Raw genomic sequence first — 26840 nt, 5'->3', positions numbered from 1 at the left:
CAGGCTTTTCATCATGTTCCCGAAATACGCCACGCGTCTCGCGTGCGCGGCTGTGCTGCTCGTCGCGTTGCCGACGGGGGTGGCCCATTCGCAAACCCTCACCATGGGGGCCGCGCTGCAGCGCGCGCTCGCCGCCAGCCCGCGTCTGACCGCAGCCGAACGTGACGTCGGGATCGCGACAGGGCAGCGAATCCAGGCCGGCGCGCTGATCAATCCGGACGTCTCCTACGAACAGGACGACTCGTTCGGATCGGGCGCATATCGTGGCACGCGCTCGGCGAACTCGACGCTCCAGGTCAGCCAGATGTTCGAGCTCTGGGGAAAGCGCGACGCACGCATTTCCGCGGGGCAAGCTGGTCTCGACGCCGCCGGCATCGGCCGCCAGGCTGTGCGACTGGAAGTTTTGTCGGAAACGGCCGTCGCCTTCGTGAGCGTCCTCGGCCTCCAGCGCCGGATCAACATTCTCGAAGAGCAGGTCGAGGCGATCAACAAGCTCACTCCGCTGCTGCAGCGGCGTGTCGAGGCCGGAGCGTCCTCGATCGCGGAAACCGGCCGGGCAGAGGTGGCGTCGGCACTCGTCAAGGCCGATCTCGAGCGCACGAAATCGACGCTCGCAACGGCGCGCCGCGAACTTGCGATCCTGATGGGCGATACGGCGCCGAAGTTCAGTTCGGTCTCCGGACGCCTGGACGCGGTCGGCAGGCCGCCGAGCTTCCAATCCGTGGTGGCGTCCATCGAGGCCAATCCGCAACTGGTACGCTGGAAGGCGATCTACGCGCAGCGGAACGCCGAGCTTCTGCTGGCGCGCCTTCGGCCGTATCCGGACGTCACCGTCGCTGCCGGTTGGCGCCGCTACAACGACACCGGCGACAGCGCGGTCCGTCTCTCCGTGTCCGTGCCGATCCCGGTCTTCGATCAGAACCAGGGCAACATCCTGTCCGCGCAGGAAAGCCTCGCCAAGACCGCCGCCGAGCGGCAGGGCAACCGCAATACGCTGATCGTGATCGCGGGCCGCGCCTACGACTCGTTGACCGGCTCGCTTCGCGAGCTCGCCATCCTGCGCGAGAGCGCCATTCCGAAGTCGAAGGAGGCGGCGGACGCCATTTTCGAAGGCTACGGGCAGGGACGCTACACGCTGCTCGAAGTGTTGGACGCACAAGCCAGCGTCGCGCAGGCACGCCTGCGCGAACAGGAAGCCCAACAGAATTTCCACGTCGCCGTCGCCACCATCGAGGGGCTCGTCGGCAATCCGTTTGCATTGGCTCGGGGGAGCGCACGATGAAGAAGCCCGTCATGTTTCTGGTAGGGGCGGTCGCGATCTTCGCACTCGGCGCCGGCGTCTATGCGTACGCACCGAGCAAGAACGACACGCGGACCGCGGCAGCGCCGAAGAACGCCAAGGGTGAGAAATCCAAGGACGAGAAGAAGGGCGGCGCCGGCGAGGAGGAGAAGGGCCACGGCGAGGAAGGGGCGGTCGAGATGAACGACGCACGCGTCGCGTCGTCCAACATCGAGATCCTCGCTGCCGGCCCCGCAACGCTGCGCGACTCGCTTCCGTTGAACGGCATCCTGCAACCGAACCAGGAAACGCTGGTGCAGGTGACGCCGCGGTTTCCAGGCGTCGTGCGCGAGATCAAAAAGCGCATCGGCGACAACGTCGAGAAGGGCGAGTTGCTGGCCAAGATCGAGAGCAACCAGAGCCTGACCGTGTACGAGATGCGGGCGCCCATCTCGGGCACCGTCATCGACCGGCAGATCTCTCTCGGCGAGTACGCGTCCGAACAGAAGCCGGCCTTCACCGTCGCCGACATCTCGACGGTCTGGGTCGACCTTTCGGTCTATCGGCGCAACCTGCCGCGCGTCAGGATCGGAGACAAGATCCTGATCGACGTCGGCGACGGCGGCGCCCCCGTCGAGGCGGCTTTGTCCTACATATCGCCGGTCGGTAGCAGCGACACCCAGAGCGCGCTCGCGCGCGCCGTCGTTCCGAACCCCGACATGCGTCTGCGCACAGGCCTCTTCGTGTCCGCGAAGCTCATCCTCGCGGCGAAGAAGGTGCCGATCGCGGTCAGGGCGTCCGCGATCCAGACAGTGGAGAACCGCAAGGTCGTGTTCGTCCGCGACGGCGACAAGTTCGAGGCCCGCGACGTCGAGATCGGAGCGCACGATCCCGAGAACATCGAGATCCTGTTCGGGTTGCTCGAAGGCGACAAATACGCGGCGAAGAACAGCTTCATCGTGAAGGCGGAGCTCGGAAAGGGATCGGCGTCCCATGAGCACTGAGTCCGTCCGGACGCCGCAAGCCCGCGTCAGCCTGAGCCTTCACGGGTCCCTGAAGGGGATCGTCATGTCGGGAATTCGAACATGATCGACAAGCTTCTCTCGTTCTCCGTCCATCAGCGCTGGCTGATCATGATCGGCGTGCTGATGATGGGCGCCTTCGGCGTCTGGAATTTCACGCGTCTGCCGATCGATGCCGTGCCGGACATCACCAACGTCCAGGTCCAGATCAACACAAACGCACCTGGATTCTCGCCTCTGGAGGTAGAGCAGCGCATCACCTTCCCGATCGAGACGGGGATGGCCGGTCTCCCCAACCTCGTCAATACGCGCTCGCTGTCGCGCTACGGACTGAGCCAGGTCACCGTCGTGTTCAAGGACGGGACCGACATCTATTTCGCCCGTCAGCTCGTCAACGAGCGCGTCCAGCGCGTGAAGGACTCGCTGCCGACCGGCATCGAGACGGCCATGGGGCCGGTCTCGACGGGGCTCGGCGAGATCTACATGTACACGGTCGAGGCGAAGGAGGGCGCGAAGAACGCGGAGGGCAAGGCCTACACGCCGAGCGACCTGCGGACCGTGCAGGATTGGATCATCAAGCCGCAGCTTCGCAACGTGCAGGGCGTGAACGAGGTGAACACCATCGGCGGCTTCGAGAAGCAGTTCCACGTGCTTCCGGATCCGGCCAAGCTCATGGCTTACCGCCTCAGCTTCCGCGACGTCATGACCTCGCTGGCGAACAACAACGCCAACGTCGGTGCCGGCTACATCGAGAAGAACGGCGAGCAGTATCTGGTGCGCACGCCCGGACAGGTCGCGAACTCCGAAGAGATCAGCCAGATCGTGATCGGCTCGCGGAACGGCGTCCCTGTGCGGATTCTGGATGTCGCGGAGGTCAAGGAAGGGACCGATCTGCGAACGGGTGCCGCCACCGTGGACGGCAAGGAGGTCGTGCTCGGTACCGCGATGTTGCTTATCGGCGAGAACGGACGGACCGTGGCGCAGCGTGTCGCCCAGAAGCTGGAGCAGATCCAGAAATCGCTTCCGGAGGGCATCTCGCTGCGCGCGATATACGACCGTACGCACCTGATCGACGCGACCATCGCGACTGTCGAGAAGAACCTCGTCGAAGGCGCCGTACTCGTCATCGTGATCCTTTTCCTCATTCTCGGAAACTTCAAGGCGGCGTTCGCGACGGCGCTCGTCATCCCGCTTTCCATGCTCTTCACGATCACGGGCATGTACGAAAACAAGGTCAGCGCCAATCTGATGAGTCTGGGCGCCATCGACTTCGGCATCATCATCGACGGCGCGGTCATCATCGTCGAGAACTGTCTGCGGCTGCTCGCCCATGAGCAGGCGAAGCAGGGACGACTGCTGACCCGCGACGAACGCTTCGCAACCATCATCGAAGGATCTCGGGAGGTCATCAAACCGAGCCTCTTCGGTACCCTGATCATCGCCGTCGTCTACCTACCGGTCCTCACCCTGACGGGCGTCGAAGGCAAGATGTTCACGCCGATGGCGCTGACGGTGCTGATCGCGCTTCTCGGTGCCAGCATCCTGTCCATGACCTTCGTTCCCGCGGCCGTCGCGTTGTTCGTGACCGGACGGGTCTCCGAGAAGGAGAACTGGTTCATGCGGCTGGCACATCGTTCCTACGTGCCGATGCTGGATCTGGCGATCCGTTTCCGCAGCATGATCGCCGTCGCGGCGGTCGCGCTGGTGGTCGTCAGCGGATGGACCGCATCCAAGATGGGCGGCGAGTTCATCCCGAGTCTCGACGAGGGCGACGTGGCTATCCAGGCGATGCGCATCCCCGGGACGAGTCTTACCCAATCCGTCGAGATGCAGAAGGCGCTAGAAGAGCGTCTGCACAAGATCCCGGAGGTTAAGGAAGCCTTCGCGCGCACCGGCACCGCCGAAGTGGCGACGGATCCGATGCCGCCCTCCATCTCGGACGGCTACGTCATGCTGAAGCCGCGCGACCAGTGGCCGGATCCCAAGAAGCCGAAGCTGGAAGTCATGAAGGCGATCGAGAAGGCCTCGGAGGAGGTCGCGGGCAGCCTCTACGAATTGTCGCAGCCCATCCAGCTCCGCTTCAACGAGCTCATCTCGGGCGTGCGCAGCGACGTCGGCGTCAAGATCTTCGGAGACGACCTCGAAGTGCTGGCCCAGATCGCCGGACAGGTGCAGACCGCCCTGCAGGGTATCCAGGGCGCCGCGGACGTGAAGACCGAACAGGTATCGGGCTTGCCCGTGCTGACCGTCAAGCTCGACCGAAAGGCGCTGGCGCGCTTCGGCATCAGCGTGTCGGACGTCCAGAATCTGGTCGAGATCGCCGTGGGCGGCAAGACCGCAGGCCTGGTGTTCGAGGGCGACCGCCGCTTCGACCTCGTCGTGCGTCTTCCGGACGAGCTCCGGACGGACGTCGAGGCGATCAAGGCGCTGCCGATCCCGCTGCCTCCCGTCGAAGGCCAGCCTAACCAGAACAAGGCCACGCCGGCCGTGTTCGGCACGTCGCCTCTGTCTCAGATGCGCTACGCGCCGTTGGCTGAACTTGCCGAGATCTCGGTCTCGCCTGGACCGAACCAGATCAGCCGTGAGGACGGCAAGCGCCGCATCGTGGTGTCGGCAAACGTACGCGGCCGTGACCTCGGCTCGTTCGTCGGCGATGCGCAGCAGCAGGTCGCCCAGAAGGTCAAGCTGCCTGCGGGCTACTGGATCGGGTGGGGCGGTCAGTTCGAGCAGCTCGTCTCGGCCACCCAGCGTCTGACGATCGTCGTTCCGATCGCGCTGCTGCTGATCTTCCTCCTGCTGTTCATCAGCCTCGGGTCCGCAGCGGATGCGCTGCTGGTGTTCAGCGGCGTGCCGCTGGCGCTGACCGGCGGAATCTTCGCGCTGTTCGTGCGGGACATCCCGCTTTCGATCAGCGCCGGCATCGGGTTCATCGCGCTTTCCGGTGTCGCCGTGCTGAACGGTCTGGTGATCATCACCTTCATCGAACGGCTCCGGCTCGAAGGAAAGAACATCGCCGATGCCGTGCGCGAGGGCGCGCTTACCCGTCTGCGACCCGTCCTGATGACGGCGCTGGTGGCCTCTCTCGGCTTCGTGCCGATGGCCATCGCGACCGGCGCCGGCGCCGAGGTGCAGCGTCCGCTGGCGACGGTCGTCATCGGCGGCATCATCTCGTCGACCATTCTCACGCTTCTCGTCCTTCCGGCGCTCTACATCCTGTTCCGCCGGGAATCCTCGCCTGCCCATGTGGAGGCGATGCCTGTCCACGCCACCAAAGGAGACCACTGATGAAGAAGATCCTGCTCGTCGCGTCCGCGCTGCTGCTCGCCACTCCGGCGCTCGCGCAGCACGTCCATGAGAAGGGGCCGAACGGCGGCCAGATGGAGGACGTCGCAGGTGTGGAAGTCGAGATGGTCGCTTCCGGAAAGACGCTGACGTTCAACGTGTTCGACGAGGCGAAAAAGCCCGTCTCTACGAGCGGCTTCTCCGGATCGGTCATGCTGACCTCCGGAAGCGATCGCGAGACGATTCCGCTGGTAGCCGCAGGCAACGCGCTCAAGGCGGAAGCCAAGGGCGAGATCGCCAAGGGTGCGTCCGTCGCAGTCACCCTGAAGACCGCTGCCGGCAAGTCCGGCCAGGCCAAGTTCAAGAACTGACCGGACACGTCCGTCTCGCTGATCGAAGCGCCGCCGAGTGCGGCGCTTCTGAGTGGAAAAGATGACAGAAGCAACGAACGACAAGGGTCCAGGGAGGGATTTGAGACTCGATCTCTTCCGAGGACTCGCGAATTGGGCGATCTTCCTCGATCACGTGCCCAACAACCTGGTCGCATGGATCACCGCGCGTAATTACGGTTTCAGTGACGCAGCGGAATTGTTCGTGTTCGTTTCCGGTTTTACGGTCGCGTTCGTCTACGCGCGTACGATGCGGACGGTGGGCTTTTTCAAGGCCGCGGTCGGCGTCCTCGGTCGCGTCTGGCAGATCTACGTCGCCTACATACTCTTGTTCGTCTTCTACGTCGTGGCCATCGGTTACGTGGCGCAGCGCTACGGGCATGCGCACCTGCTCGACGAGTTCAACATCCGCCTCCTCATCGCGGACCCCGTCGAATTCATCAAGCACGGTCTGCTACTCGAATATCGCCCGCTGAATCTCGACGTGCTGCCGCTCTACATCGTGCTGATGGCACCGTTCCCGCCGGTGCTCTGGCTCCTCACCAAGGCGCCGAACGTCGCGCTCGCGACGTCCTTTGCTCTGTACCTTGCCGCTCGGCAGATGGGATGGAATCTGGCGGGGTATCCGTCAGGTACCTGGTACTTCAACCCGCTCGCGTGGCAGCTCCTGTTCGTGATTGGCGCGTGGACGGCGGTCATCGACCGCGCGACGCTGCATAAGGCGTTGCGCTCCGGGTTCGTCATGCCGATCTGCATCGCCATCCTGGTGTTCTCTGCCGTCGTCACGGTGGCGGCACACACCGGCAACGAGGAGATGCTGCCCGACGCCGTGCGCTCGTTCTTCATTCCGAATGACAAGACCAATCTAGCGCCTTACCGCATCATCCATTTCCTGGCACTGGCCATCGTCGTTTCTCGCCTGATCTCGAGGGAGGCGCCCGCGCTGAAGTGGCCGGTATGGCGGCCGATCATCGTGTGCGGCCAGCAGTCGCTCGAAGTCTTCTGCGCCGGCGTGTTCCTGGCCTTCGTCGCGTACTTCGCCATCGATCTCGTGTCCGAGGCGTTCTGGTTCCAGCTACTCGTCAGCCTCGCCGGAATCGGCACGATGATCGGCGTCGCATATTTCCGGAAATGGGCGAAGGCCGGCAAGGCCAAGCCGGCGAAGGCGGGGTGAGAACGATGCGCGCGATGGCACTCGTTGTGTTGACCCTGCTGATTCCTTCGGAAGGCGCCACGGCGCGCGCCGGCTTCGCCGACGAGCCGCCCCGCGCTCCGTATCACATCGACAATCTTCCGACGGAGCTTCGCAGGCTCGTCCAGAGCCGAGCCGTCGCATGCGGCAACCAACCATCCGCGCAGCATCTCTTCACGGTGTCGATCGAAGGGGACGGCCGGGAGTTCGTGTCGTTTCACTACGACAAGCTCACCTGCACGAATCGCTCGGCGGTCTGCCGCTCGGGTGGTTGCCTGCATGAGGTTTTTGTACGCAGCGGAAACGGGTGGTCGCCCGTCTTTCGGACATACGCGGACGAGACGACTCTCACCAACGACGGCGGACGCATCTGCCTCGCAGTTCGCAAAGGCGGGACGACCGAAATGTATTCATGGACACGCAGCGGATTTTCGCCGGTGATCGAGCGCAGAAGACGATGATGGAACACTCGCTCATAGGCCATCTGCATTTCGGCGGCGCCAATATTAGCTACCGAAAGAAGTTCAGGCTGTTCTTCATCGTGGCGTCCGTGGTGCTGATCCTGAGCGCCATCAAGCTCGCGATCCACTATTCTGGCCTCGAACTGCTCGATCTCAATCGGCTCGTCACCAGCGGCATCGCTGGTGCGATCTTCATCATCGGCTTCATGCTGTCCAGCATCTTGGCGGACTACAAGGAAGCGGAACGCATCCCGGCGGCTATCCGCACCGATATCGAGGCGATTGACGGCGACCTGGAGATGTTCGCCGAGGATAAGACGACGTTTGATCTCGCGAGACATCGGAACATCATGATCGCGCTGCTGCGGAAACTACGGATCGGCCTCGGCCATGCGAAAGACCACAAGGACATCACGCCGGCGCTGGAAGAACTCGCGAAGCTGACACCCATCCTCGGACGGCTCGAAGGCCTCGGAATGGCGTCGAATTTCGTCGTCAGGCTTCGCAATTCGCAGGACCGGCTCCGTAGCTCGCTGCTCCGTATCTACACGATCCAGCGAGTCGAGTTCGTGCCCTCGGTGCGGGTGCTTGTCCAGACGCTGGTCTCGTCGATCATCATCCTCCTGATGCTCTTGAAGACCGAAGGAGATCCCGCGTCCGCGATCCTGTTCGGATTCATGGCCTACATGTTCGTCTACGTCCTGTACCTCATCAGGTTGCTCGAGCAACCCTTCGCGAAGGGACACGGATCGGTCGATGACGTCAGCCTGTTCCTGTTGGACGAGCTGGAAGAGAAACTGCGTGCCTCGCTGAGTGCGCCGGAAGCAAAGGAAATCTGATATGCACGGTGGCGGTTCACACGGAACGGCGGCGGCGAAACATTCGAAGAGGCTCGCGATCGCGCTGGCGATGACGGCCACCTACATGGTCGCCGAGATCATCGGCGGCTTGATAACCGGCAGCCTCGCGCTGCTCGCGGACGCGGCGCACATGGCGACCGACGTCGTAGGGCTCGGCCTGGCGCTCCTGGCGATCAGGTTCGCCGCGCGGCCTGCGACGCCGCAGAGAACCTACGGTTTCCTCCGCATGGAGGTGCTTTCGGCGCTGACCAACGCTGTCATCCTGCTGCTGCTGACGGTCTACATCATCTATGAGGCCTACCAGCGTTTCCTGGCGCCGCCGGAGGTGCTGAGCGGACCGATGCTGATCGTCGCGCTCATCGGCCTCGCCGTGAACCTCGTCAGCATGTGGCTCCTAATCGGCGGTTCGAAGGAAAGCTTGAACGTCAAAGGGGCGTATTTCGAGGTCCTTGGCGATATGCTGGGCTCCGTCGGCGTGATCGTGGCGTCCCTCGTCATCATGTTCACGGGTTGGCAGTTGGCGGACCCGCTGATCGGTGCCGGTATCGGTCTGTTCATCGTGCCGCGTACCTGGATCCTGCTCAAGCAGGCGGTCAACATCCTGATGGAGTCGACGCCGGCCAACGTCGACGTGGAGAAAATGACCGCGAGCCTGGGCTCGATCACCGGCGTGACCGCGGTCCACGATCTGCATGTCTGGACGATCACCTCGGGCACCGACGCGATGAGCGGTCACCTCGTCGTCGAGGACGCGACCCGGTGGCGCGAGGTTTTGCGGGAGGCGCAGACGCGCGTTCGGAAGGAATTCGGCATCGAACACGTCACCATCCAGGTCGAGGACGAGGCGATGAGAAGCGCGGAAGCGCAGCTCGGCTTCTGACCGCGGTTCAAAGATCGGAGGTCGTCATGAGCGACAAGCAGATGATCGGCCTGTCGGGCCTTATCGCGATGAGGAAGCATCTGGATTCGATCGCCAACAACGTCGCGAACCAGACGACGCCGGCGTTCAAGGCGGGACGTGTGCAGTTCAGGGAGTACCTGACCGACGCCAAGGAGGCGGAGGTTCCGGATCTAGCCAAGCGCTCGATGGTTTCGACCTCGCAGTTCACCGACTTCGCCGTCGGCGGAGTGAAGGCGACCGGGAATTTCCTGGACGTGGCGCTAATCGACGACGCTTCCTTTTTCGTCGTCGATACGGCGGCCGGGCCCCGGTACACCCGTTCCGGAGCCTTCACGCTGGACGGGAAGGGCAAGCTGACGACGCTGGACGGGGCGCCCGTCATGACCAGCAACGGCCCATTGATCGTGCAGCAGCGCGACGGGCCCGTCGCGATCTCGGGGGACGGTTCCATTTCGACGTCGCAGGGACGCGTCGCCGGCCTGCGGATGGTCCGGTTCGCCGACCGTCAGCAACTGACGCCGGAGGGCGGCGGACTCTTCTCGTCGGTGACGCCGCCGATCGACATTCCGTCCGGGAAGGGGCGCCTGGCGACGGGCGTCCTCGAAATGGCGAACGTCAGGCCGGCCGACGAGATGAGCCGGATGATGGCCGCCACGCATGCCTACGACGTCCTGGCCAAGACGGTCTTCAAGGGCGAGCCCGCCGAAGAGCTCCGGAAACTGGCGGGAGCGGGAGAGGACTGATGGAACGGCCCGCCGGCGACGACGATGCGAGATTCGAGATCGGCCGGGACGGCGACGGATGGTGCGTGCGCGATGGGACGACGGGCAGGGTGGTGACATGCGTGACGCCTCCGCCGACGGGCATGTTCCGGATCGAGGCGGAGCTTCTCCGCGACCAGCTAAACCAGACGCTGCAGCGCTATCCGGCGCGGCACGATACATGAGAGGTCGGCCATGAGCGCTGCGACAGCCGAAAAGACCAGGATGCGGGTGGAGGGCATGGACTGCGCCTCCTGCGCCACGAAGATCGAGAACGCCCTGCTACGGGTCGAGGGCGTGTCCGAGGTCAGGGTGTCGGTCCCGGCTGGCACCGTGACGGTCCAGCATACGGCCTCCGACGTCCAGTCGTTCCGGAAACGGGTCGAAGGGCTGGGCTACAAGGTGCTCGACGTCGGAGGGGAAGGCAGCCAGGTGCGTTCCAAGCCTTCTAACCATCACCACGGCCATTCTCATGATCACCACGATCATGCCGCCGCCGGTGACGCGTCGAACCCGCGGACGCCCTGGTGGCGGACCGCAAAAGCGACGATGACCATCGCCGTCGGAACGGCGCTCGCTGCGGCTTTCGTGCTAGGCAAGTTCGTTCCGGCGGTCGAGACCCCGGCGTTCCTGGCGGCGATGCTCATCGGTCTGGTGCCGATCGGGGGACGCGCCTTCAACGCAGCCATCTCCGGAACGCCTTTCAGCATCGAGATGCTCATGACGATCGCCGCCATCGGCGCCGTCTTCATCGGGGCGACGGAAGAGGCGGCCATGGTCGTCTTCCTGTTCCTGATCGGGGAACTGCTGGAGGGCGTCGCCGCGAGCCGCGCGCGGGCCAGCATCCAGGATCTCACCAAACTCGTTCCGGAGACCGCCAGGCTCGAGCGGGACGGCAGGGTGGAGGAAGTCCCGGCAGCGAGCCTGGAGGTCCAGACTGTCATCCAGGTGCGTCCCGGCGACCGCATCCCGGCGGACGGAGTCATCATCGCCGGCGAGAGCGCGATCGACGAGGCGCCGGTCACGGGCGAGAGCACGCCGGTCCGCAAGGGCATCGACGGGACCGTCTATGCAGGCACGATCAACGGCGACGGCGTGCTGCGGGTCAGGGTCACGGCGGCCGCCGCAGACAACACCATCGCGCGCGTCGTCCGCCTGGTGGAGGAGGCGCAGGAGTCGAAGGCGCCGACCGAGCGCTTCATCGACCGTTTCTCGAAATACTACACGCCTGGTGTGGTCGTGATCGCGGCGCTGATCGCCGTCGTTCCGCCGCTGTCGTTCGGTGGCGACTGGCAGCAGTGGATCTACAAGGGTCTCGCCATCCTTCTGATCGGCTGCCCGTGCGCACTGGTGATCTCGACGCCCGCGGCGATCGCGGCGAGCCTTTCCGCAGGCGCCCGCCGCGGTCTGCTGCTGAAGGGCGGTGCTGTCCTTGAGGAAATCGGCCGGATACAGGTCGCTTGTCTCGACAAAACCGGCACGCTGACGGCCGGCAAACCGCAGGTCACCGACGTTGCGTCCTTCGGCGTTCCTGAAGCCGAGGTGCTGCGGCTCGCGGCGGCGCTCGAGTCCGGTTCCAGCCACCCGCTGGCTACTGCAATCGTGGCCGCTGCTGCCGATCGGGGCATCGAGGTGCCGACGGCAACCGACGCGAGCGCCGTCGGAGGCAAGGGCGTCCGGGGGACGGTGGAGGGGCGTCTCGTCTTCCTCGGCTCGCCGCGGGCCGTCGAAGAGCATGCTGCGCTCACCGATCAGCAGAAGGAGCTGATCGTCGCCTTCAACGAGGTCGGCAAGACCGCTTCGGTCCTCCTCGTCGATGGTTCCCCAGCCGGCGCGATCGCCATGCGGGACGAGCCGCGTCCGGACGCGGCCGAGGGGCTGAGGCGCCTGCGCGACCTCGGCATCGAGACGATGATGCTGACCGGCGACAACGAGCGGACCGCGACTGCCGTCGGCGTTGCGATCGGAATCCGCGTTCGCGCCGGATTGCTGCCGCAGGACAAGCAGCGCATCGTTTCTGAACTCCGGAGCGGCGGGAAGAAGGTTGCCAAGATCGGCGACGGTATCAACGACGCGCCGGCTCTCGCTGCCGCGGACGTCGGCATCGCGATGGGCGGCGGCACCGATGTTGCGCTGGAGACGGCCGACGCAGCCGTGTTGCATGGCCGAGTCTCCGACGTCGCAGCCATGGTGGAGCTGTCCAGACGGACGATGACGAACATCAAGCAGAACATCGCCGTGGCCCTCGGGTTGAAGGCGTTCTTCCTGGTCACGACGGTGGCCGGGATCACCGGTCTTTGGCCCGCGATCCTGGCCGACACAGGCGCGACAGTGCTCGTCACGATGAACGCGCTGCGGCTACTCAGGATAACCGCGCGCTGACTGCGGCGGCGGAGCAGGGTTCACAGGCTGCTCCGTCGAATGGAGGGTGAAATGGATCAGCGGACGTTCATGACGCCACTATCGGTTCGGTACCGTAGGCGAGGGGCGGAATTTGCACGGATAGCGGAGGCTTTTCAGTCGGAGGGCAACGAGGAAGACGCGATGCGCGCGCTCCAGAGCGCGTTGTCATGGATACAACTTGCCGAGAACGAAGAGCTTGTCAGCGGCGCGATCGCGGTCGTTAAGCAGTGAACAGGGCTCTGGTGAAGGCGCCGCAATTCGGCAGCAGGAAGAGAAGCTCGGGCCAGATGAAGCAGCGCTCGATCGCGCTGCACGGCCGGAAGACTAACGTCACCCTGGAGGACGAGTTTTGGGAAGCGTTTCGGGAGATCGCGGCGAAGGAGCAGTGCTCAGCCGCCGAACTGGCCACCCGGGTTCTGAGCGGGCAGCAACACTTCAACTATTCGTCGGCGCTGCGGGTGTTCGTCCTCGGTCACTTCCGGACCAAGACGAATGAGTCGAAGAGCGCGGCTGACGAAGGGTGAGATGAAACGCGTCCCAGTACGTAGAATTGTAACGATTAGAGGCGTGATGTATTTATGCACTGATAGTATTGTGTAATGATGAAGGGGATGACTATGAGTGTACTCCATATCGAATTTCCTGACGAACTCGCTCGGCGCATCGACAGTCGAGCAAGTGAGCTCGATACCGATCCTGAGCGGTTGGTTGCTGCGATCGTCCGCGAGAAGTTCAAGATGCCGGTTAGAATCGGTGACTTGGAAGTGTTCGTCCCTGCCGACATCCTTGAATACGAACTGGAGAGGATCGAGGGCGAGTCGGACGAGGAGTACGAGGCTACTAAAGCGACTTTCGATGCCATCTTCGCTGCTGCATTGAAATGACCTTGAAAGGCGATCCGGTCATCGACCACGGCCACTTCGTCTGGACCAAGTTTCCCAAAACTGAGCGTCCGAACGTTCCATCCGACGAGCGCCACATCGCCTTATGCTTGAGGCGATTTCGACACCCGACGCAGGGCCATGCCTTGATTGCCGTGTTTACGACAACGCGAGATCGAGGGGACCGGCCTAAGGCGAAAGGCGAGATCGAAATCAATGCAGCGCAAGCGAGGGAGCTTGGGCAATCCTCCGCCTTCCATATTGATGCGAAGCGGATAGCCGTAATGCCGCTCACGTTGGATTATTTCCCGGATTTGGATGAGGCGACCTGCGGCATCAGGGGCCGTTCTGAGAGGCTCGCTAAAGCGGCGCTGCTTCGCTTTAGGGAGATTGCCGCTGAAACTCCCGAACTGATCGATTATCTCGGTCCTGAAGAGCTGAGGAAGGGAATCTTCGGGAGGTAGATGACCTGAATATTTCGTCGGTTTGCTTAAATCGGCTGTCCGGGCCTCGTATCGCTGCCACTGCAGATAGTGCGAGCGGCTCCAGCGAGTCAGAGCGACGAAGAGGCGCGGTATGATAGGGCCGCGCCTCCATGACAGTGGCTTACGACTTGCCATGCTGCCAGTGTGCGGTGACGTCGTCACCGGACTTGTTCAGGTGGACATGCTGATCGACGTGGTCGATCCATTCCGTTGGAATGAAATGGTGATGTTGGCCATCCGGCGAGCTGGCCTTGGTCAGCTTGATCTTGTCGGGCCCGTCCAGATGATCGACTTTGCCGACCACCTTCTTATCGGACGAGATCACGTCCATGTGCTCTGTGATTTTCGTGGTATCGACCATCTTGGACTCCCTGTTTTGTTGGGACTCCTGAAACTCCGATGACGGCGCATGGTTGCTTGAAGGACGGAAAAGAGACGTGAGGCGCTTGCTGGCTCTACACGCAAGGTCCTGATGAAGGATCATGGCTGGCTTCGTCGACGACCTCCCATCCGGACGCATCGACAACGCTCATATGCAGGCTCCGGCCCAATGTATGGTCGGGGACCGGCTCGAAGGAGTTCAGTTGCCCGATTGGACCTCCCTCTGTCCCATGCAGAAATGCAGGCATGTCCGGGATACGGTGAAGGCAGCGTTTCCGGAAGGGCCGCGCATCCCTCATGATCCAGTTAAACGTGGCTACCCGGGTCTTGTGACCCGGCCGCCGTCCTCGCAGACGTCTTTTCCTGCTTCCGGCCGGCGGAGCGGCTCGATTCACAGGCCATCCCCGGAAGCCCTCCGGTTGAGACGATCCCATCTTCCAAGATTCTCTTGGCACTCGCAGTTTCGTCGCCACCTTCAGGCTCGCCGGAAGCAGGGGGATCTACGACCACCATCCGGCATCCGTACAATGGCGCCTTGTACTCAAGCATGTCGCGCATCATTCGAGGTGAGATGTCCAGGATCTTCCGGTGTTCGCCGATATGCGGCCGCACGGCGCGTAAGGGGGCAACCTCCGTAGACCGGGCTTCGTCCGTCCGTATAATCTTCAGATCAGCTATCACGACGACGGCGTGGTTTTTGACGATCGTCGTGGTAGCCTTGTGAAGCGCGTCCTTTCGGCGCCTGGCGAGTTTGGCCTGCATCCGGGCGAGTCGAATGATGGCTTTCTGGCGGTTGCGAGATCCCGGGGTCCGGTGCGCCAACGTGCGCTGCATCGTCGAGATCCGGCGTCGCTCTTCCTGCGAAACTTCCGGTAGATGGAGCGACCGGCCATCGGACAAGACGGGCCGCGGACCTGCAAGGTCGATGCCGATGGCGTTGCCGTTGTCGCTTGTGACGACGCCGATATCCTGTTCGACCTGGATCGACACGAACCAGTCGCCGGCGACCGTACTGACGGTTAGGTTTCTGATCGCTCCGACTATCGGCCGGTGCATCACCAGCCGGGTCCATCCGGACTTCGGCATGAAGATGCGGTCTTTCTCGATCTTGACGTGCTTGGGATCCGGATGCCGGAACGAGTTGTGTCGGCCTTTCAGACGAAATTTGGGAAAGCGGGCACGTCCCGCGAAAAAGTTCGAGAAACCCCGATGGAGATCGAGGACAACCTGCTGCAGGGCGTTGGCGGGGGCGTCCTTGAAGAACGGGAAGTCCCGCTTCAACTGTGGCAGCTCGTTGATCTGATCGAATGCGAACAGCTTCCTTGGGCTGCTACGTTCGAGCTCGAGCTTCTTCTGGTCGAGGCAGAGGTTGTATAGCAGCCGACAGCATCCGATCGTGCGATCGAAGAATTCCTTCTGCGCCGGGTCAGGGTAGATCCTGTATCGGTACGACTTGCGAACGATCGTCTGGCCGAGGCCTGCGCCGTGGTCGTTCGGAGCCGACGGCATGACCGGACGTTCTTGCCGACCTTTCTTGGCGGGAATGCTATGGCTCATCCAGTGTATCCGGAGAAAGTGAGAAGGGCGCCGATGTCGCGGCGCCCTTCGATGTTTCAGAAGGCGACCTGCGTACGCATTGCGAAGACGTTGTATCCGGCGCCGGTGTCTAGGCCCGCGGAACTCGTCTTATCGACGGTGCCGTTGATCCAATTGAACATGAATCGCATGTTCTGGTTCACGTACCAGTTCAGGCCAACGGTGGTGCTTTTCATTTCGCCGCCGCGGATGTTGAGATCGTTGAGGTTCGCATAGCTGTAGCGGACCGCGAGCTCCCATGCGCCGTAGTCGCCGATCGCGAAGTTGACCGGATGCTTGGGATTGATGCCGCCGAACGAGCCCGACGTTTCGCTGTATTTGTGCTGCTCGCCGGTGAGAACGTAGCTCGCCTGGCCGTAGTAGCCGTTGAAGCCGAGGTCTCCGAGTCCGTTCGTGCGCTGTACTGCGAAATCGAAGTATTCGCCTTGAGCCATGAAGCTGCCGAACTGGGCGGCGGCTTCACCGCTGAGGACGCGCGCGCTGTTGATGTTCTGCATCGTGCCGGTGTTGAGCAGGCCGTTTGACGCGGGGTCGATGCGGACTTCGATGCGGTCGCTCATGCCGAGCGTGTTGTTGGTCGGGCCGCCGGTCTGCGCCAGGTAGAGAGCGTCGAAACCGACCAGAATGGTGCCGACTTCGTTTCGCATCGGCAGGCCGACCGCGCGGAAGGTGGCGCCGAGCGGTTGCGGCTGGGCGTGGTTGACGTTGATCGTGCCGGTGACCGGGCCGGTCACGTAGGCGCCGATCCAGTGTCGTTCGCCGAAGGTGTAGCCACCGAATGCCGAGCGGAAGTCGCCGGCGGCGAGGCTGGTGGCCAGCACCTGCGGTGCTGCACGCTCCATGAAGAGGCCGTTGTTCGAACTGGTCGACTGGTCGAGCGTGTAGGGAACGTCGATGTAGCCACCCTGGATGACGAGGCCCTTGACGCCCTTGTAGGATACGTACGCGTTGTTGAGCACTGCGGCGCCGTCGGTGGTGCCGCCGGCGTCGAAGATCAGGCCGTATTCCCAATCCTTGTTGAAAACGCCAATCACGCCGAGACGGGCGCGACGGGCGTTGATGCCGTCGTTCAGCGTCTGCGGCGTGGTGGCCGCCGAGTTCGGGCTGTACGAATAAGCACCGGCATCGAGATGGAGGCGGCTAGTCACGGCGACGCAGTTCAGGCCGTCCGAGGTGCAGAAGGTCGGACGATTGCCCGGCATCTTCAGCGTGGCGTCGAGGAAGGGCACGGCCTTCTTGTGCATGGCCGCGTTGGCGTTGGCGAAGTTGGCCTGGACGGTGTCGGCCTTCTTCTGCGTGTGGTTCGCCTGCTTCTGGACGTTGTCGAGTTTCTTCTCGAGCGCGCGAAGCTGCGCCTTCAGCGCGGCGATCTCACCGTCGCCTGCGGACTGTGCATGCGCCTGGCCGGTGCCGAGTGCGCCGACGACGGCGACCGTCGCGAGGAAACCCTTGGTGACGAAATTCATGGAGTAGTGCCCCTGTATAGGCAAAGCCTCGCGCGCGCCGTGAATCGCTTCGCGGGCATGTGCAGGTTTGCGGTGATGTGTTGGCGAAGACCAGGCGTCCGATTTGTGTAGTTGCGGATCCGAATCTCCGGGCGAGCCGTCTTTTGAGCTCGCGGGCACCGTAGGGACGGTTTGCGACAGTTCAACTAAACCCGCATCGTCGAACGATCGAAGCTGTGCGCGTGTCGCGCTTTCACAATGAGGAAATCCGTCGATGTAATTCGTCGATAAAAACCCATGATTTTATCATGGGTTTTTATCGACGATCTCGGGATGAACAGCGAACAACGCGTTGGTTTTGATAGTTGATCGACGTGAGTTGATGCGCGAATGAGGCATCGCAAGGATTCGTTTGATAGTAGGGGAACGCACGGTCGATCTCCGCATTCGTCCAGTTCGTTTCAATCGAGGAGAAGAAGATGCGTAAACTAATTCTGGCGATCGCCGCCGTCGCCACGTTCGGTCTCGCGGTCCCGACGTTCACGTCGCAGGCTCAGGCGCAGCACGGCGGTGTCGTGGTTCAAGGCGGAGGCCATGGTGGTGGCGCCTGGCGCGGCGGCCACCGCGGCAATCGGCCCGCGATGGTGCGGCGGGGACATGGCGGGCCGCGCATGATGGTGGCGCCCGGCATGGGACGTCACGGCGTGCCGGCGCGACATGGTGCGCCGCGCATGCATCGTAGCTACTGATTGCCGTCGAGATGCGAAAGGCCCCTTCGGGGGCCTTTTTTGCTTCGGGAGGGGAGGTCGTCGATGAACTCCGGTTTCTGAATCGTAGGAGTCTTCCGCATACCCGCTTCCACATGCAGCGAGGGCCGGCATCGCTGCCGGCCCTCGCTGCGCTGATCGATCTGCAGGCGGGATCAGTGGGTCTTCATGCCGCCTTTGGTCTGGCCGTCACCGTCCTTCGTCGCGGCGCCGCGATTGACGTTCGTGGAGTTGTCCGGCGAGCGCATGTTCGAGCCACTCGTCTTGCCGTTCTCGATGGCGGTGCGATTGGGATCCTGCATCGGATGGTTGGTCGCGCCTGCGGGAGCGTTGGGCTGGCGCATGTTCTCACCGGTCGTCTGAGCGAAGGCTGCCGTCGACATGAACGAGACGACTGCGGCCGTGATTGCGATCTTCTTCATTGCGAGTGCTCCGTGGTTGGTTCGCAATTCGGCAATCGACACCGTCTGGACTCGTTCCCGCGGCCATAGGTCCCGAGCGCGACAGACTTAGTTGCGGGCTCAAGCAAAAGGGCTCCGCCGAACGACGGAGCCCTCAGGCGCGAGGCGAATTAGATCAGCGATTGCCGGTGTTGCCGCCGGTCGAAGGCATGACGCCGGTGTTCGCGTTGCCGAGCGAGTTCGTCGCCGGTGAGCCGGCTGGACCGCCCGTGCTCGACGAGCCGGTTGTGGAGGAGGGCGCGGACGTCGTGGTGTTGGCGCCGCTGCTGCCGGAGTTTGTGCCGCCCGTACCACCCATGCCGCCGGAACCACCGCCCGACGTTCCGGATGCTGCTGCGCCTCCGCCGGCACCTCCACCCGCACCGCCTCCGGCACCACCACCACCGCCGCCTCCGCCGCCTTGGGCGAAGGCGGATCCGGACAGAGCGATGACTGCGGCCGCGACGAGAGCTGTCTTCTTCAAATTCATGTCGGTCTCCATGGCTGTCGTTTGCTGGAGTCGAACGGGAGGATGGCCGCAACGTTCCGTTGTTGCGAGAATGAGCGCTGGGCCGTTCGTGCGAGACTTTTTGCTCACTGGTTCGGTGTTGTAGCCCGTTCTAGGGTCGATGCCGAGCGACGGGAGCTGCGATTGCGATGATTGAAAACAGAGATCTCATCGACGAGGTGCGACGCCACCTGGCCAGCGCCCCGAGCAACGCGATCGTAGACACGTTCGCATACGCGAACGCGATCGAAGGAGCGTTTCAGTCACCGTTACGCGAGATCCAGGAAGTCATCCGGCGCGAAGCGCGCGATCTCGGCGTGGCCTGCACGTAGATGGCGGGCAGACGATCTTCGTCGATCGCCACGTGTCGTCCGCAAAGGAAAAAGCCCGGCACTAGGCCGGGCTCGTTGTCGGAGGCGAAGGCTTAGAAGCCGCCGAGGGTGCTGCCCCAGTTGAAGCGGTAGTTCAGGCCGACCTTGATGGTGTGCTCGTCGTTGCGGAAGTTGCCCGGAATAAGCGTGACCGGCGTCGCGAAGTTGGTCGTGCCGAAGTCGTAATACTGGTACTCGATCTTGCCCGACCAGTTCTGGGTGAACAGGTATTCGAGACCGCCGCCGACGGTGTAGCCGTTACGACCGGAGTCGCCGGTGAAGCCGTTGATGAAGCGCGAGTCGGCCCATGCGTAGCCGCCCTTCACGTAGAGCATGGTCGGACCCCAGGTGTAGCCGAGACGACCGGTGACCGAACCGAGACCGCGGTTGGCGATCACGCCGCGGGCGTCGAGGAAGCTATAGTTGGCTTCGAGGCCGAAGACCCAGTTCGGCGAGAACTGCGTGTCCCAGCCGATCTGACCGCCGCCCATGAAGCTGCCGTCGCTGCTGCCGCCGAGGATGTTGTTGGAGTTGCCGCGGAAGGCGCCGCCGACGTGACCGCCGATGTAGAAGCCGGTCCAGTTGTAGACCACTGCCGGCGCCGCCATCGGAGCCTTGGTGTAGGGGCGGGCGGCGAGGTCGGCTGCCGAAGCTGCCGTGGTGCCGAGAACCGCGATGGCGGCCGAGGCGAGAAGATACTTTTTCATGATGGTCTCCGTTGGAATCACGGAGGGACCCTAGAAAGCTTCCAGCCTCATTGGCGTCACCGGTTTGCCACACATGTGCACAATCTCGCGCACGGGTTCGTGAGCCGAAATCGTCGGAACCTTTCCTGATTGTACGCCGGTAGTGGCGAGAACTCGGGTCTGTTTCGAAGTACTGTGAACGCGGCGCTTAAAGCTTCAGAGGCGCCGTCCTTCCGTCTTTCTCCAGCTCCCAGCTTGCCGACCATTCGCCAGACCGGCGTTCCAGCACCAGATAGTTACGCTGCGAGATGTAGATCGACTTCTTTCCCGGCAGCGGATGCAGGCGGATGGGCTTGCCCGGCACCGGCGTCTCTCCGAAGCGCGCCAGGACATCGAGCGCCAGTACGTAGGCGACGGTCGGGGCTGGGTGCGAGATGCCCGAAGCGACCAGTTGGTGCATCGGCGCAGGCGCCGTGTCGAACGTCGCGCGGGTCGCCAGATGGATTTCGCCTGACAGCAGCGTGACGGGCGTCGCCGGATTGCGGTGGATCTCCGCCAGCCGTTCCAGGAAGCGTCGCCATTCGGTGCGATGTGCGCGGCTCTGCCATTGGTCCCGCAGATCGTCTTCGTACTTGTGCATGTTCGGCAGCAGGTTCAGCGCCGCTTCGACCCACGATAGGCGAGGACCGAGACCAGGTACACTGGAGAGAAGCAGCACCCGTCCGGTGTCTACTTTGGCCATAGCCACGTCGAAGGCGCGCCAGCCCTCTTCGCCCATTACTCGATCCCAGCGCCGTTCCGAACGCAGGTCCGGAGCGATCACATGGAGACCGGGCAACTTCACGTGCCAGGTCAGGCTGGTGCCGGTCTGATCGATGACGCTTTCGGGGAGATCGTCCGGCTCGCTTCCGAACTGGAAGACGAGATAGAATTCGCGCGCGATCTCGAACAGCAGTTGTCCGATCGGGGCGTCGAGCTTCGCCGCGTCCATCGATCCCCATCCGTCGCAGATGTCGTGGTCGTCCCACACGGCGAGGGATGGGACGCTCGACATCAGCGTGGCGCTATCCGCTTCGCCTAGGACGCCAACGTACCGGGCGAAGAACGCTCGACGCAGCACACCGGTAAGTTCGTCGATCTGAGGCCGCGTTGGGCGTACGGTCTCACCATCGGCCCATCGACGGATCAGCGGATGGGCGTCGAGGACTTCGTCGGCGTAGATCTGATCGCCGCCATGAAGGAGCAGCTTGAACGGGCTTACGGCGTGCTCGTTGGCCAACCGTCGCCACATGGCGTTGCGTTCGCTTCGGTCCCGGCCCCGGTCGCCGGCTTCTTGACCATTGCAGGACACGAAGGCGATCCGGAGGTCGCGGTCGAACGCGGTGTCCAGCGCGAAACTTCGGCCGTCGATCTCGTAGGATCCGTCGGAGGATGGCGCGACATCGAAAGCGTAGCGCAGGATGCGCCGGCCATCGCATTCGAGAATGGATGCCCCAGTGACGAAGCGGTCGTCGATGCGCAGGACCGGGAGGGCGGCCGCGAGCGGCATCACCATCAGGGCTACGAGATGGACGCGTCCGTCGCGCAGCCCTTGGAGATAGAGAAGGGGGCCGACGATCTCGGTCTTGGAACGCGTCGAAGGTTCGTCGCCGTCATCGGACTCGCTTCGTCCCGATCCATCGATGCCGTTCGTGCTGGTCGCTGCTAATCGTCGCATGCGACGCAGATAGCAACCTTGTACGCGTGACGCCAGCGCTTCGAGGCTCGTCGATGCGAATGTCAGGACGGGCGAAGTGTAGTAGCCGAGAAGTTAGCTCGATGAAGATGCATGATAAAATCATCGGTGTTTTCCGCTGTGTTTTTGCAACACTCGAGGGTGTCGCGCGATCGTGATGGTGCTTTGGATATTTCGCTGGAAACAGCGTGTGTCATTGGCATTGGTCATCGCTGGGAAAACAAAGGATTTGAAATGAAGACTTGGATTAGCGCTGCTGCCGTCACCGCCACGATCGCCCTCTCGGGCGCATTCATCAGCACCGGTGCCGTCGCAGCGGCGCAACAGTCGCAGAAGATCTCGACGTCCGCGAAGAGCAAGGCGACCGATGTCGGAGCAAGCCGACGTCATCATCGTTCGCATCGCCATCACGCACATCGCGGGCATCATCGCATGTACGGGTCGGGCTACGCCCGTCAGTACCGATCGCATTATCTGCAGCCCGCGTACTCGGGCTACGACTACGGCGGCTGGCAGCCGGCCTACTACGGAAGCGGCTACTACGGCGGCTACGGCTATGGCGGCTACGGAAGGTCGTTCGGATTCGGAGGCTTCGGATACGGTCGTGGGTTCGGCCATCACGGCTTCGGTCACGGCGGGTTCGGTCACCATGGTGGGTTCGGACACGGCGGCTTTGGACATGGTGGCTTCGGTCATGGTGGCTTCGGTCATGGTGGTGGCCACCACTAGATAGCCCGTTGATCGGGGAGGAAGGATTCAGGCGCCTATGGGCGCCTGTTTCGTTTTGCGAACGACTTGCAAAAAACTTGACACGGGAACCTTCTCGTGGCTTTTCTTGCGAATGAGTTGCATTAGCGAATTGGGGCGCCGCGGCGGCCCGAAATTTATCGACCTGGTCTGGATGCTGCCGTCGGAGGCGAGCCTCGCAGCATCTTGGCGTATTTGGGTGCCTGTAATCTGCGCGATGTTGTCGGCGAGCGGCGTGAATGCGTCCGCTGCCGACGACAAGACGACATACTCGCTGGCCAACCCGACGCCGGACCGGCTGCTGCGCGAGATGACGACAGACCGTCCGGACATCACCGAGGTGCCTTTCACGGTCGACGCCGGGCGGGTCCAGGTCGAGACAACGGCATTCGGGTACGCGCGCTCGCGTCCGGATGCAGATGGGGCGGTGACGGGTGGCTATGAGCTGGTGGGGAGCAATATCCGGATCGGCCTCACGCACGACCTCGAGGCGACGATCATCGTGGCACCCTATGCGCGGCAACGGACCGTGGGTCCCGGCGTCGGTGCAGTCGCCTCGGGATCAGGCGCTGTCGTTCTGCGTGCGAAATGGAATCTCTGGGGAAATGACACCTTCGGCAAATCCAGCTCGACGGCGTTCGCGGTGCTGCCGTACGTGTCGCTTCCGACGGAAACGCACAACGGCGTCAGTCCGGAAGCCCTCGACGGCGGATTGCAGACGTTCTTCGCCACCGAGCTAGGCGACAACTTCTCCTTCGGCATGAACGTCGGCCTCCATTCCGTGAAGAACCTCGATGCCGTCGGCCGTCACGTGGAGACGACCGCATCAGCGACGCTCGGCTATGCGTGGACGGAGAAGTTCTCGACGTACGGTGAGGTCGCGGCAAGGACAGGGCTGCGCGATGGCATGGGTGACGTCGGCCTGGTCGGCGGCGGCATGGCCTACCGGGTCACCAAGGACGTCCAGTTGGACTGCGGGGTAAATTTCGGCGTGACGCTCGCGTCTCCGCGCTACAGCCCTTTCATCGGAGTGTCGGCGCGGTTCTGAAGCCGTTGCTTGCGAAGAGTCGATAGCCCCGAGGCAGAATACATCGGCAGCAAGCAGAGGCGCTATCAAGGCGAGGACACCGCACCGCTGAACTTCATTCACCACGCACTCGATCTCGGCTTCAAGATCGCCGACATTCGCAAGCTCATGACCCCAGCAAGCGGCCCGATCAATCTTGTGATGGGTCGATGTCATCACGCGCCTATCCGTCCGATGTGGAGCGGCGTATCGCTCAGCTCTCGGCCCGGCGTGTCGAATTGTTGCGGATGATGAATGGGTGCAGTCATGGCAGGTCTGCGAATGCCGCGTAATCGAGACCCTGTCGGTTGCCGACAGGGTTGAGCCTCGTTGATTTCCCGAAGGTCGGCGCAGATCCTTAGAGTTTCGACGATCGCAGTCTGAGAGCGTTCCCAACCACCGTCACCGAAGATAGCGCCATCGCTGCCGCGGCGATGATGGGCGATAGCAGCATTCCGAAAGTGGGGTAAAGAACTCCAGCCGCGATCGGGATACCCGCTGCGTTGTAGATGAACGCGAAGAATAGGTTCTGGCGGATATTCCTCATCGTAGCCCGCGAAAGGCTACGGGCGCGCGCGATGCCCCCGAGGTCGCCCTTCAGCAACGTCACGCCGGCGCTTTCCATGGCAACGTCGGTGCCGGTGCCCATCGCGATTCCCACGTCCGCGGCGGCGAGAGCGGGCGCGTCGTTGACGCCGTCTCCCGCCATCGCGACGATGCGGCCGGCCTTCTGCAGCTTCGCGACGACGGCGCTCTTCTGTTCTGGCAGGACTTCCGCCTCGACTTCGGAGATGCCGAGACGCCGCGCGACGGCGTCGGCGGTGGTCCGGTTGTCGCCCGTCAGCATGATGACCCTGATCCCCTCGGCCGCCAGTGCTTTCAGCGCGTCGGGTGTGGTGGCCTTCACGGGATCGGCGATGGCGAAAATGCCGGCGAGCCTGCCCTCGACCGACATGTTCACGACCGTCGCGCCCTCGCCGCGCAGCGCTTCGGCGGCGCTTTCCAGGGCCGAGGTGTCCACGCCGGCAGCGGCGACGAACTTCGCGTTGCCGAGCATCACGATCTTGCCGTCGATGCTGCCCACAACGCCCTTGCCGGTCGGGGAATCGAAGTCCGTGACGGGCGCGAGATCGACGCTCCGCTCCTTCGCCGCGCGGACGATGGCGTCGGCCAGCGGATGCTCGCTCGAGCGCTCCACGCTCGCGGCGAGCCGCAGTATCCCGACCTCCTCGAAGCCCTGCGCCGGCACGATCGACACGACCTTCGGCTTGCCTTCGGTGAGCGTGCCTGTCTTGTCGACGACGAGCGTGTCGACTTTCTCCAGGCGTTCCAGAGCTTCCGCGTTCTTGATCAGGACGCCCGCCGCCGCGCCGCGCCCGACGCCGACCATGATCGACATCGGCGTCGCGAGGCCGAGCGCGCACGGGCAGGCGATGATCAGGACGCTGACCGCGGCGACCAGGCCGAACGCGAGCCGCGGCTCCGGGCCGAACCACGCCCACGCCGCGAAAGCCGCGACGGAGACCACGATGACCGCCGGCACGAACCATCCGGCCACCTGGTCGGCGAGCCGCTGTATGGGCGCGCGCGACCGCTGGGCCTGGGCGACCATCTGCACGATCTGCGACAGCAGCGTATCGCGGCCGACCTTTTCGGCGCGCATGACGAAACCGCCCGACTTGTTCAGCGAGCCGGCGACGACCTTCGCGCCGGGCTCCTTCGTGACCGGCAGCGATTCGCCGGTGACCAGTGACTCGTCGACGGACGAGCGCCCCTCGATCATAATTCCGTCGACCGGCACCTTCTCGCCCGGGCGGACGCGAAGCCTGTCGCCGACGTGCAGGCTGTCCAGCGCGACCTCATGGTCCTCACCCGCGTCGTCGACCAGCCGCGCCGTCTTCGGAGCGAGGTCGAGCAGGGCCTTGATTGCGCCCGACGTGGCTTCCCGTGCGCGCAGTTCGAGGACCTGGCCGAGCAGGACGAGGACGGTGATCACGGCAGCGGCCTCGAAATAGACCGCCACGGCGCCGCCATGCCCCCGGAATGCGGGCGGAAAGACGCCCGGCGCCGTAGTCGCCACCACGCTGTAGGCGTAGGCGACGCCCGTGCCCATGGCGACCAGCGTGAACATGTTCAGATTGCGGGTGAGGAGCGACTGCCAGCCGCGCACGAAGAACGGCCATCCGGCCCACAGGACGACGGGCGTCGCGAACGCGAGCTGGATCCAGTTGGACAGGCCCGGGTCGACCAGGCCATGGCCGCCGACCAGATGGCCGCCCATCTCGAGGACGACCGCCGGTGCGGCCAGGGCGAGGCCGATCCAGAACCGGCGCTTCATGTCCGCGAGTTCGGGATTCGGCGCATCGTCGAGAGAAACCAGATCCGGCTCGAGGGCCATGCCGCAGATCGGGCAGCTTCCCGGACCGATCTGGCGGACCTCCGGGTGCATCGGGCAGGTGTAGACGGTGCCCTCAGGCGCCGGAGTGTCGGGCGTGCCGGACGACGACTTCTCCAGGTATCGCCGAGGGTCCGCGGCGAACTTGCCTCGGCAGCCGGCCGAGCAGAAATGATGGGTCTCGCCGGCGACTGCGAACCTGTGCGGGGTCTTGTCCGGATCGACGGTCATTCCGCACACGGGATCGATCGCGCCGGCGGCGGCGTGGGCATGTCCTTCATGGGAATGATGGCCGTGGCCAGCCGCGCCGCAGCAACCGCCCGGCGCCGTCTCCTCCGCCAGAAAGGATCCGGGCGCGGCGGCGAACCTGGCGCGGCAGCCCTCCGAGCAGAAGTGGTACCGCTCCCCGTCGTGGTCAAAGTGGCTGGCCGTGGCCGGGTCGACGGACATGCCGCAGACCGGATCGATGGCCTCGCCGGAACCGGCGTGACCCGCGTGGCCGCCTGCATGCGCCTGTGCGGTGTCGGGAGCGCCGCCGCAGCAGCCGGACGCGCCCGATGCCGCCGGTTCTGTCTCCTTCTTGTTGGAGCCGCAACCGCAACCGCCCGAATCCTGCTTCTTCGCGTCCGACATGCCATCCTCCAGCGGGATCGAAACCCATACCCTGTAGGGGTATATAGGCCGGTCGGACGATAATATCAAGGCGATCGCGAGCGGGTCCCGAAATGAGCAGATCGACCCCGACCGCGAGGCGCAGCACCGCCTCGAACCATGGAAGCTTCCCGTA

The 26840-nt window shown here is 63.6% G+C and carries 28 protein-coding genes; 20 read left to right on the top strand and 8 right to left on the bottom strand.

What is annotated here, in order from left to right:
• Positions 1-13 precede the first annotated feature (13 nt).
• The 15 genes from ihpA (at position 14) to AC1RQ5_RS01545 (ending at position 13895) form a co-directional block, all read left to right on the top strand.
• Entirely contained in the window at positions 14-1282 is a 1269-nt protein-coding gene (ihpA, locus tag AC1RQ5_RS01615; RefSeq protein WP_493196858.1) for a divalent metal ion exporter subunit IhpA, read from the top strand.
• Positions 1279-2283 (top strand): divalent metal ion exporter adaptor subunit IhpB, encoded by a 1005-nt coding sequence (ihpB, locus tag AC1RQ5_RS01610; RefSeq protein WP_493196857.1) that lies wholly within the window; start codon positions 1279-1281, stop codon positions 2281-2283. The genes ihpA and ihpB overlap by 4 nt, the downstream gene beginning before the upstream one ends.
• Before the next feature lie 81 nt (positions 2284-2364).
• Positions 2365-5586, top strand: coding sequence for an efflux RND transporter permease subunit (locus AC1RQ5_RS01605; protein WP_493196856.1), 3222 nt, complete (start codon positions 2365-2367; stop codon positions 5584-5586).
• Positions 5586-5954, top strand: coding sequence for a hypothetical protein (locus AC1RQ5_RS01600; RefSeq protein WP_493196855.1), 369 nt, complete (start codon positions 5586-5588; stop codon positions 5952-5954). Before AC1RQ5_RS01605 ends, AC1RQ5_RS01600 begins: the two co-directional genes overlap by 1 nt.
• 61 nt (positions 5955-6015) lie before the next feature.
• Entirely contained in the window at positions 6016-7146 is a 1131-nt protein-coding gene (locus AC1RQ5_RS01595; protein WP_493196854.1) for an OpgC family protein, read from the top strand.
• 14 nt (positions 7147-7160) lie between these two features.
• Positions 7161-7625 (top strand): hypothetical protein, encoded by a 465-nt coding sequence (locus tag AC1RQ5_RS01590; protein WP_493196853.1) that lies wholly within the window; start codon positions 7161-7163, stop codon positions 7623-7625.
• Complete coding sequence (locus AC1RQ5_RS01585) at positions 7625-8464, top strand: hypothetical protein (RefSeq protein ID WP_493196852.1); 840 nt, start codon at positions 7625-7627, stop codon at positions 8462-8464. Before AC1RQ5_RS01590 ends, AC1RQ5_RS01585 begins: the two co-directional genes overlap by 1 nt.
• Before the next feature lies 1 nt (position 8465).
• Positions 8466-9365, top strand: a complete 900-nt coding sequence (locus AC1RQ5_RS01580) for a cation diffusion facilitator family transporter (protein ID WP_493196851.1) — start codon at positions 8466-8468, stop codon at positions 9363-9365.
• Between the two features lie 26 nt (positions 9366-9391).
• Positions 9392-10129 (top strand): flagellar hook-basal body complex protein, encoded by a 738-nt coding sequence (locus AC1RQ5_RS01575; RefSeq protein WP_493196850.1) that lies wholly within the window; start codon positions 9392-9394, stop codon positions 10127-10129.
• Positions 10129-10332 (top strand): hypothetical protein, encoded by a 204-nt coding sequence (locus AC1RQ5_RS01570; protein ID WP_493196849.1) that lies wholly within the window; start codon positions 10129-10131, stop codon positions 10330-10332. Before AC1RQ5_RS01575 ends, AC1RQ5_RS01570 begins: the two co-directional genes overlap by 1 nt.
• A 10-nt stretch (positions 10333-10342) precedes the next feature.
• Positions 10343-12529 (top strand): heavy metal translocating P-type ATPase, encoded by a 2187-nt coding sequence (locus tag AC1RQ5_RS01565; RefSeq protein WP_493196848.1) that lies wholly within the window; start codon positions 10343-10345, stop codon positions 12527-12529.
• A gap of 51 nt (positions 12530-12580) precedes the next feature.
• Positions 12581-12781 (top strand): hypothetical protein, encoded by a 201-nt coding sequence (locus AC1RQ5_RS01560; RefSeq protein WP_493196847.1) that lies wholly within the window; start codon positions 12581-12583, stop codon positions 12779-12781.
• A 56-nt stretch (positions 12782-12837) separates the two neighbouring features.
• Positions 12838-13074, top strand: a complete 237-nt coding sequence (locus tag AC1RQ5_RS01555; protein WP_493196846.1) for a ribbon-helix-helix domain-containing protein — start codon at positions 12838-12840, stop codon at positions 13072-13074.
• Positions 13075-13167: 93 nt separating this feature from the next.
• Positions 13168-13434: a hypothetical protein gene (locus AC1RQ5_RS01550; RefSeq protein WP_493196845.1), complete on the top strand. Its 267-nt coding sequence runs from the start codon at positions 13168-13170 to the stop codon at positions 13432-13434.
• A 2-nt stretch (positions 13435-13436) separates the two neighbouring features.
• Positions 13437-13895, top strand: coding sequence for a hypothetical protein (locus tag AC1RQ5_RS01545; protein ID WP_493196844.1), 459 nt, complete (start codon positions 13437-13439; stop codon positions 13893-13895).
• A 142-nt stretch (positions 13896-14037) separates the two neighbouring features.
• Here AC1RQ5_RS01545 and AC1RQ5_RS01540 read toward each other — a convergent pair whose 3' ends face one another.
• The 3 genes from AC1RQ5_RS01540 to AC1RQ5_RS01530 form a co-directional block, all read right to left on the bottom strand.
• Positions 14038-14277 carry a DUF2171 domain-containing protein gene (locus AC1RQ5_RS01540; RefSeq protein ID WP_493196843.1) on the bottom strand — a complete coding sequence of 80 codons (240 nt, stop codon included), beginning with the start codon at positions 14275-14277 and terminating at the stop codon, positions 14038-14040.
• Between the two features lie 326 nt (positions 14278-14603).
• Positions 14604-15854 carry an RNA-guided endonuclease InsQ/TnpB family protein gene (locus AC1RQ5_RS01535; protein WP_493196842.1) on the bottom strand — a complete coding sequence of 417 codons (1251 nt, stop codon included), beginning with the start codon at positions 15852-15854 and terminating at the stop codon, positions 14604-14606.
• Positions 15855-15910: 56 nt separating this feature from the next.
• Positions 15911-17359 (bottom strand): OprO/OprP family phosphate-selective porin, encoded by a 1449-nt coding sequence (locus tag AC1RQ5_RS01530; protein WP_493196841.1) that lies wholly within the window; start codon positions 17357-17359, stop codon positions 15911-15913.
• A gap of 458 nt (positions 17360-17817) precedes the next feature.
• Here AC1RQ5_RS01530 and AC1RQ5_RS01525 point away from each other — a divergent pair, with 458 nt between their 5' ends.
• Complete coding sequence (locus AC1RQ5_RS01525) at positions 17818-18087, top strand: hypothetical protein (protein ID WP_493196840.1); 270 nt, start codon at positions 17818-17820, stop codon at positions 18085-18087.
• 173 nt (positions 18088-18260) lie between these two features.
• Here AC1RQ5_RS01525 and AC1RQ5_RS01520 read toward each other — a convergent pair whose 3' ends face one another.
• Both AC1RQ5_RS01520 and AC1RQ5_RS01515 read right to left on the bottom strand, forming a co-directional pair.
• Entirely contained in the window at positions 18261-18527 is a 267-nt protein-coding gene (locus AC1RQ5_RS01520) for a hypothetical protein (RefSeq protein ID WP_398465569.1), read from the bottom strand.
• 154 nt (positions 18528-18681) lie between these two features.
• A complete protein-coding gene (locus AC1RQ5_RS01515; protein WP_493196839.1) occupies positions 18682-19035 on the bottom strand; it encodes a hypothetical protein in 354 nt (117 codons plus the stop codon).
• Between the two features lie 167 nt (positions 19036-19202).
• Between AC1RQ5_RS01515 and AC1RQ5_RS01510 the strand changes: the two genes are divergently transcribed.
• Positions 19203-19385, top strand: a complete 183-nt coding sequence (locus AC1RQ5_RS01510; RefSeq protein WP_493196838.1) for a hypothetical protein — start codon at positions 19203-19205, stop codon at positions 19383-19385.
• A 92-nt stretch (positions 19386-19477) separates the two neighbouring features.
• Here the strand turns inward: AC1RQ5_RS01510 and AC1RQ5_RS01505 are convergent, their stop codons facing one another.
• Positions 19478-20131, bottom strand: a complete 654-nt coding sequence (locus AC1RQ5_RS01505) for an outer membrane protein (protein ID WP_493196837.1) — start codon at positions 20129-20131, stop codon at positions 19478-19480.
• Between the two features lie 187 nt (positions 20132-20318).
• Entirely contained in the window at positions 20319-21827 is a 1509-nt protein-coding gene (locus AC1RQ5_RS01500; RefSeq protein WP_493196836.1) for an alkaline phosphatase D family protein, read from the bottom strand.
• Between the two features lie 252 nt (positions 21828-22079).
• Here AC1RQ5_RS01500 and AC1RQ5_RS01495 point away from each other — a divergent pair, with 252 nt between their 5' ends.
• From AC1RQ5_RS01495 to AC1RQ5_RS01485, 3 genes are read left to right on the top strand one after another with little or no spacing between them, the layout of a single operon-like run.
• On the top strand, positions 22080-22574 hold the full coding sequence (locus AC1RQ5_RS01495; RefSeq protein ID WP_493196835.1) for a hypothetical protein: 495 nt from the start codon (positions 22080-22082) through the stop codon (positions 22572-22574).
• Between the two features lie 37 nt (positions 22575-22611).
• Entirely contained in the window at positions 22612-23640 is a 1029-nt protein-coding gene (locus tag AC1RQ5_RS01490) for a transporter (protein WP_493196834.1), read from the top strand.
• 9 nt (positions 23641-23649) lie between these two features.
• A complete protein-coding gene (locus tag AC1RQ5_RS01485; RefSeq protein ID WP_493196833.1) occupies positions 23650-23910 on the top strand; it encodes a MerR family transcriptional regulator in 261 nt (86 codons plus the stop codon).
• A gap of 106 nt (positions 23911-24016) precedes the next feature.
• Here the strand turns inward: AC1RQ5_RS01485 and AC1RQ5_RS01480 are convergent, their stop codons facing one another.
• The gene (locus tag AC1RQ5_RS01480) at positions 24017-26686 is read right to left on the bottom strand and encodes a heavy metal translocating P-type ATPase (RefSeq protein ID WP_493196832.1); all 2670 of its coding nucleotides are present in this window, start codon (positions 26684-26686) and stop codon (positions 24017-24019) included.
• Positions 26687-26840: the final 154 nt, after the last annotated feature.

Source organism: Tardiphaga sp. GW821-FHT12E02 (assembly GCF_058807155.1).
Note: the sequence above shows the minus strand (reverse complement) of the source record. Positions and strands in the feature narration are given on the sequence as shown.